The organism is Peribacillus simplex NBRC 15720 = DSM 1321, from assembly GCF_002243645.1.
Taxonomy (GTDB): Bacteria; Bacillota; Bacilli; order Bacillales; family DSM-1321; genus Peribacillus; species Peribacillus simplex.
On record NZ_CP017704.1, the window covers coordinates 2542371 to 2557500 of the forward strand.

Consider the following 15130-nt stretch of genomic DNA (forward strand, 5'->3'; position numbering starts at 1 on the left):
TTTCATATTGTTTTTCGATCGAGCAATTTATGATGTCGTCATTGGCGACTCCTAATATAATATCAGGTTGACGAGCTATCGTCAATGGTTTAATTAGTTTTTTTAAAAAAACTATAACATGATAAAAACCCCAAGGAAATATCCATGAGGTTTTCATAAAAATGACTTCGACGTAATATCCTTTAAATGATCCAATAACCAATGGCCGCCAAAGCGGCAACTCCCGGTATTCCAAGCAGGCCGGCGACTGCCGAGGTAACAGGGTTGATGGGTACATGAATGCCCGCTTGATTCCCAAGTGTATTCAAAAAGAACAAAAATGCTGCACCGATAATGACCTTTATAATCCCCTGCCCTATGAACCGGACAGGTCTTAATGGCGCCCCGATAATGAGGAGCATTAAAATCAGGCCGCCAACTACAGCAACAAAGACAACTGGTTCCAAACTCATTCCTCCCCGCAAGCTTGTACTAAACTTATATGAAGGGATCGATGGATTAAGAACTGAAAAAAAATGGCCATGAGGAACTTGCAATCCTTCACGGCCATTTCCTTATCATCTTTTTAAGCGGACATTCCTTCTTTTAACTTCCCTGAATAAGTAGAAATATTTCACTTCCGCCAGTCTCGTTTGGGCGATTACTTCCTCAGATGGATCAACGCTTTTTTCAAGTAATGATTTTTGATTATGCCAATTCCATTTCAAATGTTCAAGCTCTTCGATTAATGAATCATTGAATTCATTCCGAAGTTTCTTTTTTTTACGAAAGAACAAGTGAAGTCCTCCCAGCTATCTTATATTTCTCTTCTTCCCTCTATTGCTTTTGATAGCGTCACTTCATCCGCATACTCCAAATCTCCGCCAACAGGAAGTCCGTGGGCAATACGGGTCACTTTGATTCCTGATGGTCTAAGCAGCCGCGAAATATACATGGCTGTCGCTTCACCTTCAATGTTAGGATTAGTGGCCAAAATGACCTCCAGCACTGTTTCATCTTGCAGGCGCTTTAATAAATCAGGAATATTTATATCTTCCGGACCGATTCCGTCCATCGGGGAAATACTGCCATGCAGTACATGGTATAAACCATTGAACTCTCTCATCTTTTCCATAGCTATTACATCTTTCGGGTCCTGAACCACACAAATCAAACTTCTGTCCCTCTTCTGATCTTCGCAGATATAACAGGGATCTTGATCCGTAATATGACCACAGACTGAACAATACATAAGATTCCGCTTAGCATTAACAAGTGCTTTTGCAAAATCCAAAACAGTATCTTCCTTCATGCTTAGTACATGAAAGGCTAATCGAGCAGCCGTTTTAGGACCAATCCCCGGCAATTTCATAAAACTGTCAATGAGCTTGGAAATTGGTTCTGGATAATGCATCGAATTCCTCCTAAAAATTTCAAAAGAAACCCCCTGAAAGGAAGTTTCTTTTGAACTTGCTTAAAACATACCCGGAAGGTTCATTCCCTTAGTGAATTGTCCCATCGTTTGGTTTGTCAGTTCTTCCGCCTTTTTCAAAGCATCGTTAGTCGCAGCCAGCACTAAATCCTGAAGCATATCGATATCATCCGGATCGACAACTTCTGGTTTGATGATTACATCGACTATTTCTTTATGTCCAGTCACGATGACCGTTACCATTCCGCCGCCAGCAGTTCCTTCAATCTTTTTTTCACCTAATTCTTCTTGTGCCTCTGCCATCTTCTTTTGCATCTTTTGCATTTGTTTCATCATGTTTTGCATATTACCGCCACGCATACCCATTTTCCATACCTCCAATTATTCTTTAATTTCAAGTAAATCATCGCCGACTAATTTTCTAGCCTCTGCTATAAAGGGATCTTCTTCTTTTGATTCCGTTTCTTCTGAACCGTCGAACTGCTGTGTTGAGATGAAGTCCTCCCGCAACCCTTGCCACTGGCTCTCCGGAACACCGGCTATCTCCATTCGGTGTCCGGTCAATTGCTGCATGATCGAGGCTATCACTTCCACGAAACGGTTATTTTCCATTGCCATTTGACAATGAATATCATATTTGAATTTTACCACAAAAGCTTCATTTGACGCAGCAACAGGTTCTGCCTCCGTTAATAAAGCTGCCAATGACTTTTGGTTTTGCTGACCTAACTGTTCAAGCACTTCCCCCCACTTACTTTTCACAGCATTAAGATTTGGCTTTGTAGCTTGTTTCAAAACTTGATTGATCTTTCCTGCAGGTGCTTTATACGCCTTTTTAACAGCCCTTTGCACCTTAGCCTGCTCTGCAGGTTTTTCTGCCATGGCTGCCGGAATGCCGTTTTTCTGCATTTCGAGTAATTTGTTCTCTAAATCTTCTATTTTCTGCTGCAGCTGTTGAAGCTGCCCGTTATCACTTTGATTTGGCCTTTTCTCATTACATAACTTCACAAGTGCCACTTCAAGGAAAATCCTAGGATGATTTGTCCATTTCATATCCTGCTGTGTTTGATTGAAGCTTTCAATAATGGAGTAAATCGATTCAGAAGAGATTACTTCTGCCAATTCCTTAAATTGAGGATCTATCAAAACACGCTCGAAGGATTCTGCCAGTGCCGGTGCCGTTTGATACAAAAGCATGTCACGGAAATAATAAATCATGTCTTCTATGAACCTAGCCGGGTCTTTTCCCATGGCCAGCAATTCTTCAAGGACTTCAAGTGCCACCGCTACTTCTTTATCATATATAGCTTTTGCCAGCCGGCTTAAAAACGCCTGAGAAACAGAACCGGTGACAGTCAATGCATCTTCCACAGAAACAGTCTCCGAACTGAAGGAGATCGCTTGATCAAGAAGGCTTAGTGCATCTCGCATCCCGCCTTCAGCTGCCCTGGCAATGATATGCAGGGCTTGTTCATCACATGAAACACCTGTTTCTGCAATGATCTGTGACATCCTGCCAACTATATCTTGAGGCTGGATCCTTTTAAAATCAAACCTTTGGCAACGGGAGATGATCGTTAGTGGAATCTTATGAGGTTCAGTCGTCGCCAATATGAAAATTACGTGCTTCGGAGGTTCTTCCAATGTCTTTAAAAGCGCATTAAAAGCCCCTTGTGAAAGCATATGTACCTCATCAATGATATAAACTTTATATGTAACCGCGTTCGGTGCATATTTGACCTTATCACGAATGTCACGGATTTCCTCGACACCATTATTGGATGCTGCATCAATTTCTATAACATCTGATATGGAGCCATCGGTGATTCCGCGGCAGGTAGCACATTCGTTACAGGGCTCACTTGTCGGGGCATGCTCACAATTCACTGCTTTTGCTAGAATTTTGGCAGCACTTGTTTTCCCTGTTCCACGTGGACCGGAAAATAAATAGGCATGCGAAACCTTCTGCCCGACCAAGGCATTCTGCAACGTTTTCGTTACATGTTCCTGCCCGACTACATCAATGAATTGTTGTGGCCGCCATACCCGGTATAATGCTTGATACCCCACGGAAATCCCTCCTTTTTTTCTCCATCCTGTTTATTATACATTACTGATTTCCTTAATATCAAAGCTAAAAAGAAATTTCATCAATGCCTCATTTTTTACAGCACTTTGCCTTCTTGGCATAAAAAAAAACCCACCCGATACGAATGAGTTTTTTGTTTATGTAAAATAACTGCCGTGCACCTTCTGTCGATTAGCAACCATAAGCGTTACTTAAGCAGTTAGCTCGGCCCAGGCAACCCTGCGGCACATGAGAACTTCCACTTAATGCTGCTTCCTTCCGGACCTGACATGGTTCATGGAGTCCCATTGCGCAGGACCCGGGCGTCAACACCACTTACTTAAGGCAGGCCCTACAGAATGCTAACCTCGAGAAGGGATTCAACCTCGCTAGAGCGGATTGCGAGTACAGGGCACCGCTACCTCCCCGTCTAGCACGGCAAATGTAATACCAATTTCGCAGCGTCATGACGACGCATAATTCATTATACTAAGGTAACAAAAAAAACGCAAGTGTTGTTCGTGGACAGTTTGATTCCATATTTATCAAATGAAGCAAAGCATCATCTTTAACATTCGTTTTTCACCTATTTATTTTCTTCGGCAATCTTGAGAGCTTGCTCTCTTTTCAATGTTTTCTTTCTATTCCTTAGCTCTTTAAAAAAAGAAGTCAATATCCAGCCGCACTCTTCCCCTAATACACCGCTTGTTACATCACATTGATGGTTGAAGCGTTCATCTCGAAGTAAATCCATGAATGTCCCTGCACAGCCAGCCTTTGGATCATGCGCTCCAAAAACAACCCTTCTCACCCTTGATTGCAAAATGGCACCGGCACACATAGGACAGGGTTCCAGCGTTACATATAATGTCGCATTTTCAAGACGCCAACTGCCAAGAACATTGCAAGCCTCATTGATTGCAAGCAGCTCCGCATGTGCCGTTGCATTCTGTTCCGTTTCCCTCAGGTTATGCCCCGTCGAAATAACTTGATCATCTATTACGATTAAAGCGCCAATCGGCACTTCATTCAACATCTGAGCCTTTTTTGCTTCCTTTAAGGCTAAATTCATGTAATAAACATCATCCTTCATAAAAAAACCCCCTCATATTAAGTAGGAGTAAACAGACAAATATAAGACAAAATAAAGGTCATACTACTTATTCTAATGAATAGTAACGCATGCGGCATATGTGCTGCAAGTAAATTCTCACAATACAGGAGGTTATACCATGAATCGACCTGAATCGACCTCTTTTGCATTGCTTATCATTGATATGATCAATGATTTTGATTTCAACCACGGGAATATGCTCCTTGAACATACAAGGCTTATCGTCGATCCGATTTTGAAATTAAAAAAGCAAATGAAAGAAAAAGGTTTTCCAATCATTTATATCAATGATCATTATGATTTATGGCAGGCTGACTTCGATAAAATTATTGATAGATGTAAAAATGAAGGAAATGCCTCATTAATCGAAAGGATAAAACCTCAACAGGATGATTTCTTTCTCATCAAGCCGAAGCATTCTGCATTTTATGGGACGGCACTCAATACGCTACTTAAACGATTAAACGTGGAAACTCTAATCATTACTGGCATAGCTGGAAACATCTGTGTGCTATTCACGGCCAATGATGCCTATATGCGGGAATTTAAATTATGGATACCGAAGGATTGCATCGCTTCTGCATCCAAGGAAGATAATCATTATGCATTAAAGATGATGAACCATGTTCTCAAGGCATCCATTAAAAAAGGTGAAGACACTTAAGCGTTCAATTGAACAAGGCACAACCTACATCCCTCCCCATTCAACACTCTTTCATTCTCTTTCTTTAGCAACCTGACAAAAATGTCACTTAAGTCCCAAGTCTGTGATACAATATCTCTTGGCGAAAAACCTAATAAACCGGGAGTTTCAGCTTGATACCTCATGAAGGAGGACAGATTGGATGAAATCCACCCCATTTATCACTGTCGAAGGTCCAATCGGCGTGGGAAAAACATCACTTGCAAAAGTTATCGCAGATCATTTTCAAATTTCATTATTGAAGGAAATTGTCGATGAAAATCCATTTCTCGGGAAATTCTATAAAGATATTGATGAGTGGAGCTTTCAAACAGAAATGTTTTTTCTGTGTAACCGTTATAAGCAATTGGAAGATATCGAAAAAAAATATCTTACTAATGACCAAGCCGTGGTGGCTGATTACCATATATTCAAGAACTTGATATTTGCTGAACGAACGTTAAAGAACGAACAATACAATAAATACCTTGAAATATTCAATATTTTAACAAGGGATATGCCTAAACCTAATATGGTGATTTATTTAAACGCAAGTTTAGATACACTTCTCTCCCGAATCGGTAAAAGAGGTCGTGAATTCGAAAAAAATATATCTTCCATTTATTTAGAGCAGTTATCCGCAGATTATCGAACATTCATGGAAGCATTTGAGAAACAGCACCCTGACATTCCCGTTCTTACATTCAACGGAGATGAACTGGATTTCGTCGGGAACAAGGATGATTTGAAAACGATAATCAGCCAAATAGAGAATGCCCTGCACAAAGGAGTAAAGTCAAATGAACTTACGAAAGAAATATAATATTCCAAACAACGCCGTCATTACGATAGCGGGGACGGTTGGCGTAGGAAAATCGACCATGACCAACGCGTTAGCCGATGCCCTTCAATTTAGGACATCCTTTGAAAAGGTTGATACGAACCCCTACCTGGATAAGTTTTACGATGATTTTAATCGTTGGAGTTTCCACCTGCAAATCTATTTCCTCGCTGAACGGTTTAAAGAGCAAAAAAAAATCTTCGAATATGGAGGAGGTTTTATCCAAGACCGTTCCATTTATGAAGACACAGGGATATTTGCAAAAATGCATTATGAAAAAGGCACGATGAATGATGTGGACTACGAAACATATACAAGTCTTTTCAACGCCATGGTAATGACGCCATACTTCCCGCACCCTGATTTACTTATCTATCTCGAAGGTTCGCTGGATGATATCCTCGACCGGATCCAAGAGCGTGGCCGTCCAATGGAGCAGCATACCCCAATAGAATATTGGCAGGAAATGCATGGCCGTTACGAAGAATGGATTGATCAATTCAACGCCTGCCCTGTCCTTCGATTAAATATAAATGAATATGACCTTATGCAGGATGAAGCAAACATCGAACCGCTTATCAAACGGATTGCCGAATATATGGAGCAAACCAAGTTGTTACGAAATGTGTAAAACAGAAAAACCACCGGTTATCCGGTGGTATTTTAATATATTAGAAAACAAAAATTCCGTTACATATCTGTAACGGAATTCATCGATATCCAATTTATGCGCTGTGGTTATTAATAAGTTATGGAGGAGGTAGAGGGATTCGAACCCCCGCGGGATTTGACTCCCCTGTCGGTTTTCAAGACCGATCCCTTCAGCCGAACTTGGGTATACCTCCGTATCAACATTTATTATATTACATGGATTTAAAATTAAAGTCAAGCCCTCTATAAAGTTTTTTAAAATAATTTTCAAACTTAGATAAAAAGGAGAATCAGCCTCTTTAATCGGAAGCTGATTCCTTTTGACTTACGGTTTAATGACTTCCGCACCGCGCATATATGGACGTAATACTTCAGGAATGATAACACTGCCATCTTCCTGCTGATAATTTTCCAAAAGGGCTGCGACTGTACGTCCGATTGCCAAACCTGATCCATTTAGAGTATGGACGTGTTCCGGTTTACCTTTTGCATCACGTCTGAAGCGGATATTGGCCCGTCTAGCCTGGAATGCTTCAAAGTTACTGCAAGAAGAAATTTCGCGGTACGTTCCATAACTCGGGATCCAAACCTCGATATCATACTTTTTAGCAGCAGTGAAACCAAGATCTCCCGTACACATGCTTAGCACTCGGTATGGAAGACCTAGCAATTGAAGGACCTTTTCCGCATGACCTGTAAGGTTTTCCAATTCTGCATAAGAATCTTCCGGCTTCACGAACTTCACTAATTCAACTTTATTGAACTGGTGCTGACGAATTAACCCGCGTGTATCACGACCAGCAGATCCTGCCTCTGAACGGAATGAAGCGCTGTATGCCGCATAGCTTATCGGTAGATCGTCCGTGCTCATGATTTCATCACGATGGAAGTTTGTCACCGGGACTTCAGCTGTAGGAATCAAGAAGTAATCGTCACTTTCAATACGGAAAGCATCCTCTTCGAATTTTGGCAATTGACCTGTGCCAGTCATGCTTGCACGGTTCACCATATATGGTGGCAGCATTTCTTCATATCCGTGTTCCTCAACATGAAGGTCTAACATAAAGCTAATTAAAGCACGCTCTAATCGAGCACCAAGACCCCTATAAAATACAAATCGGCTTCCGGTCACTTTTGCTGCCCGTTCAAAATCCAGGATGCCTAGATCTCCAGCAACATCCCAGTGCGGTTTCGGTTCGAACTTGAATTCCGGTAACTCTCCCCATTTACGGATTTCGACATTATCGTCTTCCGTCTCACCAACAGGCACACTTTCATGCGGAATATTCGGAATGGAAAGAAGTAATGTTTCTAACTGGGCTTCCACTTCACGAAGTTCATCATCGAATCCTTTGATACGGTCACCAACTTCACGCATTTCAGCAATCAACTGATCTGCATCTTTTTTCTCCCGTTTCAATACCGCCACTTGCTGTGAAACTTCATTTCTTTGGCTTTTCAACTTTTCCGTATCAGCAATCAAAGTCCGACGCTTTACATCCAGTTCCTCGAATTTACCTAAATCGGTTAAATCTTCTCCTCTAAATTGCAATACACGCTTCACTTCTTCAAAATTATTTCTTACATATTTCAAATCCAACATTTTCAGTTCCTCCTTAATATTTTGATGATTTATCAAAGAACGCAAAAAACTCCCGTCCCCTGAAGAAGGGACGAGAGTTAACCCGCGTTGCCACCCTAGTTGAAGGCCTACAAAAAGCGCCTACCACTTATCACGATAACGGCTTTTAACCGAAAGTATTTACTGACCCAAAAGGCTTTCCATACTCTGCTCCAGGAGGGATTCACAAAACTCTCACACCGATTTCCACCAGCCATCGGCTCTCTATAGAAAGAAATACTTGTTACTATTTCCTGTCATTGCTTTCTTATATAATCAGATTGTTTTCCATAATGTACTATAATTTTATACATTTCGCAACCGTTTTATACGCGAAACTTAAAACCAGCCTTTAACAGTAGAAGCTACACTGCTCCATACGTCACCAAAGAATCCGCCAACCGCTCGCATTGATAATACGAACCAGTTTGCCTTTTCAACAGATTCGGCAGCTACGACGTTAACCTTAACTGGATCTCCGTTAATGTACCCGTAATCTTCTCCTTTTTTAGGAGTGACTGTGATGTAACCTAGCTTCTCACCTTTTTTGATTGGTGCAGTAATCTTACCATCATCATTCAATTTATTTTTATCGATCACTAAATCTGTTTTATAGTTATCTTTCTCACCATTTTCAACAAGTAGCTCGATTGCCTTTTCAGATTGAATCTTAACGTTTTTTTCCTTGCCTTTTACTACTGAAAGTGTTTCTTTCCCTTTCACCTGGTAATTGGCTGGAAGTGCTTTTTCCTTTTTAAAGGTCGCATAAGCATAGTTCATAAGCTTAGTGCTATCTGCAAAACGTTCGTTTTTATTAGTGGACTTCATAACCACCGTAATATAGCGCTGACCGTCCTGGATAACCGTCCCTGTATGTCCATAACCGGCAAAGTCGGTAGATCCCGTTTTCAGTCCATCTACGCCTTTATATTCAAATATCAGACCTGGCAGCATCCAGTTGAAGTTCGGATATTCTTTTCCATCACGGAACTTCAATTTAGGAATGCTGGCGATTTTTAACACTTCCGGATAATCGTTTATTAAACGATAAGCAAGAAGAGCAGTATCTTTTGCTGTCATGATATTTTCATCATCTGCACTACCGGAAGGATATTGCCCTAATAAATCGGAGTTATTCAAACCGCTGGCATTAACGAATTTATGGTGTTTCAAGCCTAATTCCTTTGCTTTTTCGTTCATTAACTTAACGAAACTCTTTTCACTTCCGGAAACTAGCTGTGCTAAAGCTACTGTTGCCGCATTTCCAGAATAGACGGCCATAGCTTGATATAGTTCCTTAACTGTATAATCTTCACCTTCTGTTAACCCAACATTCGACAAATTAGGTGCTTTTGAAAGGTCATGTACGTATTTATTTATTTTAACTTTTTGATCCCAACTGATTTTCCCATTTTCAATTGACTCCATTATGATGTACTCGGTCATCATTTTTGACATGGATGCAATCCCTAATACTTTATCGGCATTTTTTTCATACACGATTTGTCCTGTTTCACCATCAATGATGATGGCTGCCTCTGCTTTTAAACCTAAATTATCAGATTCAGCAACAGCTTCCCCCGGTTGATAGGCAAATTGCGACATAACAAGAACTAAAACAAAAGTGAAAATGAGGGTCATCTTGCTGATTTTTTTCAATTTCCAATACCTCCAACTTTTAAGCTAATCTCTATAACAAAGAAGAAACTTTATGTAATTCCCTTGACACCTTGTCTAGTTTATCACAGAAAAAATAAAAAAAATAGACAGAGTAATCGCAGACTCTGTCTATTTTAACAATAAATTTTAATGACGATTATATGTTAAATTCATTACATTGAGTAGTTCGGTGCTTCTTTTGTAATTTGGACATCATGAGGATGGCTCTCCCTTAATCCGGCACCGGTCATTTTGACAAATTGAGAGTTTTCTCTCAACTCTTCCAGTGTGGCTGTACCGCAATATCCCATACCTGAACGAATGCCGCCAATCAGTTGGAAAATGGTATCTGAAAGAGGTCCTTTGTATGGAAGGCGCCCTTCGATGCCTTCCGGTACGAATTTCTTGTTATCTTCTTGGAAGTAACGATCTTTAGATCCCTTTTCCATTGCAGCAACAGAACCCATACCCCGATATACTTTAAAACGGCGACCTTGGAAAATTTCCGTTTCGCCTGGGCTTTCAGTTACACCTGCAAGCATACTACCAAGCATTACTGCATGTCCGCCTGCAGCTAGGGCTTTGACGATATCACCAGAGTATTTAATTCCGCCATCAGCGATAATCGTTTTACCATGTTTTCTTGCTTCTGTCGCACAATCGAAGACTGCCGTGATTTGTGGAACACCTACACCAGCTACAACCCTTGTTGTACAGATTGACCCTGGTCCGATTCCCACTTTCACTACATCAGCCCCCGCTTCAATCAATGCTTTCGTGCCTTCAGCTGTTGCCACATTACCAGCAATGATTGTCAATTCAGGATATGTCCCGCGGATTTCCTTTACCATTTCAAGGACGCCTTCTGAATGACCGTGAGCAGTATCAAGTACAATTGCATCGACATGGGACTTAACTAGCATTTCTACACGCTTCATTGTATCCTTAGTCACGCCGACTGCAGCACCTGCAAGTAATCTTCCTTGCTTATCTTTCGCCGAATTCGGGAACTCAATGACTTTCTCGATATCCTTGATCGTAATAAGTCCTTTAAGAACTCCATTATCGTCTACAAGGGGAAGCTTTTCAATTTTGTATTTTTGAAGAATCTTCTCTGCTTGTTCCAAGTTAGTTCCCACTGGCGCTGTGACCAGATTCTCTACAGTCATGACACTGGAAATCTTCAAGGAAAAATCGGAAATAAATCGCAAATCACGGTTTGTAATGATACCCACAAGTTTTTGATCCTCTATATTGTTGACTACAGGAACACCCGAAATGCGATATTTACCCATTAAATGCTCTGCATCAAATACCTGGTGATCCGGCGTTAAGAAAAATGGATCGGTAATTACACCGCTTTCTGAACGTTTTACTTTATCCACCAGTTCAGCTTGTGCTTCAATAGACATATTTTTATGAATGATACCTAATCCGCCTTGACGAGCCATGGCAATTGCCATCTCAGCTTCTGTCACGGTATCCATTCCTGCGCTGATGATAGGAAGGTTGAGCTTTAAGTTTTCAGCTAAGTTGACTTGAAGGTTAACATCTTTCGGTAAAACCTCTGATTTCGCTGGAATTAATAGGACATCATCAAAGGTTAAACCTTCTTTTGCAAATTTATTTTCCCACATTATTTTCCCCTCCTGCTTAAAAATATTATTTGTAGGTTATCAATAGGACATACTACTGTCAAGAAGAGAAATAAAAGTTTGATTATTCTATTAATTTGGAGGATAGCTGCAATGCCTGAAAACAATGATAATTTCGATAAATATACACCTTTTTTTTCCGCATCTTCCTCACAACTTTTTTTACAAAAATGTTACACGCATGAAAAAATAGCAGAAGCGGAAATAAAAAGTTACGATAATTGTTATCCATTTATTTACCATCTTGAACACGCTAAAACTTATTATAATCAGGCTGCCATTGCACCACTTTCCATACAACCAATCCTAACATTTTATGGATTCGCCCAATTGTTAAAGGCTTGTCTGCTCACGATTGATCCTAACTATCCGGAATCAACTTCAATGCTTGCCCATGGGGTAACTACGAGAAAAAAGAAAAAACAACAATATGAATTTTTAAAGGACGAAGTGAAAACGCAAAAGAATGGACTTTTCACCTGCATTGCCGAGAAGTTATTTCATATCAAACATCTGGAAGGTGAAAAATTTTCCATGGGAACACTATTGAAGGAAATCCCAGACATGACAAACTTTACATTGTCGATTTCCAAGAAAAATTTCGTCGCCATGTTACCCTCTTCGAATGGTTTTCAATTACCCTCAGCCGTATTGGATAGCTATCAAATGTCCAGCAGTCGATTGGAAGAGTTTTTGAAAGCTAAAACGAATCAAGTTAACAGTATTTCAGAAGCTTCTGGGACACTGCATTTAAAAACAGATGGCATTCCAATTCATAATGCCACTTCCCCCATACGGTATAATTTGGAAGAAGGACAGTTCATGCTATCACTAAATAAAGATTCGTCAGCTTTTTCATTACCTGAACTTTTGATCCATTATTTGATTTCTTATAATCTTAGCATAATAGCTCGTTATGAAACAGAATGGTGGGCAGAGCTGCTGAAAACCATGCCTAATGACGATTACCCTTGCATTGTACAATTCCTTAAAATAAGCCAAGCTAAGGTGCCATTCTTAATATTTGAATGGATTAAGTCCGAGAGGTTCCACTTTTGATCCTTCCAACAACCAATTGGTGAATTGATCTGTTCCGAAACGACGAAAAAAGACCAGCCGGATGGCTGATCTTTTAAATGGCTTGGCGGCGTCCTACTCTCACAGGGGGAAACCCCCAACTACCATCGGCGCTGAAGAGCTTAACTGCCGTGTTCGGAATGGGAACGGGTGTGACCTCTTCGCTATCGCCACCAAACATATCAGGAACGTTGTTCCTTCAAAACTAGATAATAAGAAGGTATTTCATTTTTTTAAAGCGTTGGTTAAGTCCTCGATCTATTAGTATCAGTCAGCTCCACATGTCGCCACGCTTCCACCTCTGACCTATCAACCTGATCATCTTTCAGGGATCTTACTAGCTTGCGCCATGGGAAATCTCATCTTGAGGGGGGCTTCATGCTTAGATGCTTTCAGCACTTATCCCGTCCGCACGTAGCTACCCAGCTATGCCTTTGGCAAGACAACTGGTACACCAGCGGTGCGTCCATCCCGGTCCTCTCGTACTAAGGACAGCTCCTCTCAAATTTCCTGCGCCCGCGACGGATAGGGACCGAACTGTCTCACGACGTTCTGAACCCAGCTCGCGTACCGCTTTAATGGGCGAACAGCCCAACCCTTGGGACCGACTACAGCCCCAGGATGCGATGAGCCGACATCGAGGTGCCAAACCTCCCCGTCGATGTGGACTCTTGGGGGAGATAAGCCTGTTATCCCCGGGGTAGCTTTTATCCGTTGAGCGATGGCCCTTCCATGCGGAACCACCGGATCACTAAGCCCGACTTTCGTCCCTGCTCGACTTGTAGGTCTCGCAGTCAAGCTCCCTTGTGCCTTTACACTCTACGAATGATTTCCAACCATTCTGAGGGAACCTTTGGGCGCCTCCGTTACTCTTTAGGAGGCGACCGCCCCAGTCAAACTGCCCACCTGACACTGTCTCCCACCCCGATAAGGGGCGCGGGTTAGAATTTCAATACAGCCAGGGTAGTATCCCACCAACGCCTCCACCGAAGCTAGCGCTCCGGCTTCTCAGGCTCCTACCTATCCTGTACAAGCTGTACCAAAATTCAATATCAGGCTGCAGTAAAGCTCCACGGGGTCTTTCCGTCCTGTCGCGGGTAACCTGCATCTTCACAGGTACTATAATTTCACCGAGTCTCTCGTTGAGACAGTGCCCAGATCGTTACACCTTTCGTGCGGGTCGGAACTTACCCGACAAGGAATTTCGCTACCTTAGGACCGTTATAGTTACGGCCGCCGTTTACTGGGGCTTCGGTTCAAAGCTTCGCTTGCGCTAACCTCTCCCCTTAACCTTCCAGCACCGGGCAGGTGTCAGCCCCTATACTTCGCCTTGCGGCTTCGCAGAGACCTGTGTTTTTGCTAAACAGTCGCCTGGGCCTATTCACTGCGGCTTTTCTGGGCTATTCACCCTAAAAAGCACCCCTTCTCCCGAAGTTACGGGGTCATTTTGCCGAGTTCCTTAACGAGAGTTCTCTCGCACACCTTAGGATTCTCTCCTCGCCTACCTGTGTCGGTTTGCGGTACGGGCACCTTACATCTCACTAGAGGCTTTTCTTGGCAGCGTGGAATCAGGAACTTCGGTACTATATTTCCCTCGCCATCACAGCTCCGCCTTAATGGAAACGGGATTTGCCTCGTTTCCGGCCTAACTGCTTGGACGCGCATATCCAACAGCGCGCTTACCCTATCCTTCTGCGTCCCCCCATCGTTCAAACGATGTATAGGTGGTACAGGAATATCAACCTGTTGTCCATCGCCTACGCCTTTCGGCCTCGGCTTAGGTCCCGACTAACCCTGAGCGGACGAGCCTTCCTCAGGAAACCTTAGGCATTCGGTGGAAGGGATTCTCACCCTTCTTTCGCTACTCATACCGGCATTCTCACTTCTAAGCGCTCCACCAGTCCTTCCGGTCTGACTTCAACGCCCTTAGAACGCTCTCCTACCATCGACACCATACGGTGTCAATCCACAGCTTCGGTGATACGTTTAGCCCCGGTACATTTTCGGCGCGGAGTCACTCGACCAGTGAGCTATTACGCACTCTTTAAATGGTGGCTGCTTCTGAGCCAACATCCTGGTTGTCTAAGCAACTCCACATCCTTTTCCACTTAACGTATACTTTGGGACCTTAGCTGGTGGTCTGGGCTGTTTCCCTTTCGACTACGGATCTTATCACTCGCAGTCTGACTCCCAAGAATAAGTATTTGGCATTCGGAGTTTGACTGAATTCGGTAACCCGTTGGGGGCCCCTAGTCCAATCAGTGCTCTACCTCCAATACTCTCATCTTGAGGCTAGCCCTAAAGCTATTTCGGAGAGAACCAGCTATCTCCAGGTTCGATTGGAATTTCTC

13 protein-coding genes, 1 tRNA gene, 2 rRNA genes, 1 other RNA gene and 1 other annotated feature (1 of these 18 running past the window's edge) are annotated in these 15130 nt (G+C 42.3%); of the genes, 4 read left to right on the forward strand and 13 right to left on the reverse strand.

Annotated elements, in window-relative coordinates; all coding sequences use genetic code 11:
- Window positions 1-182: 182 nt before the first annotated feature.
- The 7 genes from BS1321_RS12135 to tadA all read right to left on the reverse strand — a co-directional run bounded on the left by BS1321_RS12135 (window position 183) and on the right by tadA (window position 4572).
- Window positions 183-452, reverse strand: coding sequence for a pro-sigmaK processing inhibitor BofA family protein (locus BS1321_RS12135; protein ID WP_370694145.1), 270 nt, complete (start codon window positions 450-452; stop codon window positions 183-185).
- 105 nt (window positions 453-557) lie between these two features.
- Window positions 558-776, reverse strand: coding sequence for a YaaL family protein (locus tag BS1321_RS12140; RefSeq protein WP_063236519.1), 219 nt, complete (start codon window positions 774-776; stop codon window positions 558-560).
- Window positions 777-796: 20 nt separating this feature from the next.
- Entirely contained in the window at window positions 797-1393 is a 597-nt protein-coding gene (gene recR / locus BS1321_RS12145; protein ID WP_034316264.1) for a recombination mediator RecR, read from the reverse strand.
- Between the two features lie 60 nt (window positions 1394-1453).
- Window positions 1454-1771 (reverse strand): YbaB/EbfC family nucleoid-associated protein, encoded by a 318-nt coding sequence (locus tag BS1321_RS12150; protein ID WP_053348895.1) that lies wholly within the window; start codon window positions 1769-1771, stop codon window positions 1454-1456.
- Between the two features lie 21 nt (window positions 1772-1792).
- A complete protein-coding gene (gene dnaX, locus BS1321_RS12155) occupies window positions 1793-3481 on the reverse strand; it encodes a DNA polymerase III subunit gamma/tau (protein WP_063236518.1) in 1689 nt (562 codons plus the stop codon).
- Between the two features lie 172 nt (window positions 3482-3653).
- Window positions 3654-3918: signal recognition particle sRNA large type (gene ffs, locus BS1321_RS12160), an RNA gene on the reverse strand.
- 147 nt (window positions 3919-4065) lie between these two features.
- Complete coding sequence (gene tadA / locus BS1321_RS12165; protein ID WP_063236517.1) at window positions 4066-4572, reverse strand: tRNA adenosine(34) deaminase TadA; 507 nt, start codon at window positions 4570-4572, stop codon at window positions 4066-4068.
- A gap of 139 nt (window positions 4573-4711) precedes the next feature.
- Here tadA and BS1321_RS12170 point away from each other — a divergent pair, with 139 nt between their 5' ends.
- The 3 genes from BS1321_RS12170 (at window position 4712) to BS1321_RS12180 (ending at window position 6747) form a co-directional block, all read left to right on the forward strand.
- Window positions 4712-5257 (forward strand): cysteine hydrolase family protein, encoded by a 546-nt coding sequence (locus BS1321_RS12170; protein ID WP_063236516.1) that lies wholly within the window; start codon window positions 4712-4714, stop codon window positions 5255-5257.
- A gap of 181 nt (window positions 5258-5438) precedes the next feature.
- Window positions 5439-6098, forward strand: coding sequence for a deoxynucleoside kinase (locus BS1321_RS12175; protein ID WP_063236515.1), 660 nt, complete (start codon window positions 5439-5441; stop codon window positions 6096-6098).
- Window positions 6076-6747, forward strand: coding sequence for a deoxynucleoside kinase (locus BS1321_RS12180; protein WP_063236514.1), 672 nt, complete (start codon window positions 6076-6078; stop codon window positions 6745-6747). The genes BS1321_RS12175 and BS1321_RS12180 overlap by 23 nt, the downstream gene beginning before the upstream one ends.
- Window positions 6748-6868: 121 nt before the next feature.
- Here the strand turns inward: BS1321_RS12180 and BS1321_RS12185 are convergent.
- The 4 genes from BS1321_RS12185 to guaB all read right to left on the reverse strand — a co-directional run bounded on the left by BS1321_RS12185 (window position 6869) and on the right by guaB (window position 11684).
- Window positions 6869-6961, reverse strand: a tRNA-Ser gene (locus BS1321_RS12185).
- Window positions 6962-7092: 131 nt separating this feature from the next.
- Complete coding sequence (serS, locus tag BS1321_RS12190) at window positions 7093-8370, reverse strand: serine--tRNA ligase (RefSeq protein ID WP_063236530.1); 1278 nt, start codon at window positions 8368-8370, stop codon at window positions 7093-7095.
- Between the two features lie 63 nt (window positions 8371-8433).
- Window positions 8434-8658: a binding site (T-box leader), on the reverse strand.
- A 69-nt stretch (window positions 8659-8727) separates the two neighbouring features.
- Window positions 8728-10047, reverse strand: coding sequence for a D-alanyl-D-alanine carboxypeptidase family protein (locus BS1321_RS12195; RefSeq protein WP_232522786.1), 1320 nt, complete (start codon window positions 10045-10047; stop codon window positions 8728-8730).
- 173 nt (window positions 10048-10220) lie between these two features.
- A complete protein-coding gene (gene guaB / locus BS1321_RS12200; protein WP_063236531.1) occupies window positions 10221-11684 on the reverse strand; it encodes an IMP dehydrogenase in 1464 nt (487 codons plus the stop codon).
- A 111-nt stretch (window positions 11685-11795) separates the two neighbouring features.
- Between guaB and BS1321_RS12205 the strand changes: the two genes are divergently transcribed.
- Entirely contained in the window at window positions 11796-12761 is a 966-nt protein-coding gene (locus tag BS1321_RS12205) for a YaaC family protein (RefSeq protein WP_063236532.1), read from the forward strand.
- Between the two features lie 80 nt (window positions 12762-12841).
- On the opposite strand, the gene rrf is transcribed toward BS1321_RS12205, so the two are convergent.
- Both rrf and BS1321_RS12215 read right to left on the reverse strand, forming a co-directional pair.
- Window positions 12842-12957: ribosomal RNA gene (gene rrf, locus BS1321_RS12210) — 5S ribosomal RNA — on the reverse strand.
- Between the two features lie 63 nt (window positions 12958-13020).
- A 23S ribosomal RNA gene (locus tag BS1321_RS12215) occupies window positions 13021-15130 on the reverse strand; it runs 823 nt beyond the window's last position.

Coding starts and splice junctions, on each gene's coding strand:
- BS1321_RS12135 (WP_370694145.1), bottom strand. CDS start 452: ATGAGTTTGGAACCAGTTGTCTTTGTTGCTGTAGTTGGCGGCCTGATT.
- recR (WP_034316264.1), bottom strand. CDS start 1,393: ATGCATTATCCAGAACCAATTTCCAAGCTCATTGACAGTTTTATGAAA.
- BS1321_RS12150 (WP_053348895.1), bottom strand. CDS start 1,771: ATGCGTGGCGGTAATATGCAAAACATGATGAAACAAATGCAAAAGATG.
- tadA (WP_063236517.1), bottom strand. CDS start 4,572: ATGAAGGATGATGTTTATTACATGAATTTAGCCTTAAAGGAAGCAAAA.
- BS1321_RS12170 (WP_063236516.1), top strand. CDS start 4,712: ATGAATCGACCTGAATCGACCTCTTTTGCATTGCTTATCATTGATATG.
- BS1321_RS12175 (WP_063236515.1), top strand. CDS start 5,439: ATGAAATCCACCCCATTTATCACTGTCGAAGGTCCAATCGGCGTGGGA.
- BS1321_RS12180 (WP_063236514.1), top strand. CDS start 6,076: ATGAACTTACGAAAGAAATATAATATTCCAAACAACGCCGTCATTACG.
- serS (WP_063236530.1), bottom strand. CDS start 8,370: ATGTTGGATTTGAAATATGTAAGAAATAATTTTGAAGAAGTGAAGCGT.
- guaB (WP_063236531.1), bottom strand. CDS start 11,684: ATGTGGGAAAATAAATTTGCAAAAGAAGGTTTAACCTTTGATGATGTC.
- BS1321_RS12205 (WP_063236532.1), top strand. CDS start 11,796: ATGCCTGAAAACAATGATAATTTCGATAAATATACACCTTTTTTTTCC.